This is a genomic window from Paenibacillus sp. Aloe-11, from assembly GCF_000245715.1.
Taxonomy (GTDB): domain Bacteria; phylum Bacillota; class Bacilli; order Paenibacillales; family Paenibacillaceae; genus Paenibacillus; species Paenibacillus kribbensis.
On the sequence record NZ_JH601079.1, the window covers coordinates 26261 to 26596 of the forward strand.

1 pseudogene is annotated in these 336 nt (G+C 58.3%); it reads right to left on the minus strand.

The annotated features are described in order from the left end of the window. Nucleotides 1-336 (minus strand): annotated as a pseudogene (locus tag WG8_RS29145) (cobyrinate a,c-diamide synthase); the annotation flags it as partial.

Here is a 336-nt window from a genome sequence, read left to right on the forward strand (position 1 = left end):
GCCAGCACGATCCGTAAGTGTCCGCGCCAGCACCATGTAACCGCCACATTCAGCAAATATGGGCATATCCTGGCGTACTGCACTGCGGATATCCTCCAAAAAGCCTGTATTGGCAGCGATAGCTGCGGCAAACTCCTCAGGAAAGCCGCCGCCCAGATATAGGCCGTTTGCGTGCTGAGGAACGCGCTCTCCCGCCAGTGGACTAAAATAGGCAATTTCTGCTCCCGACTGACGCAGCAAGTCCAGATTCTCCGGGTAGTAGAAATTGAACGCCGCATCTTTGGCGACGGCGATGACGGGGCGCTCCCCGGTCACGGCCTGCGATCCTTCCGCTGG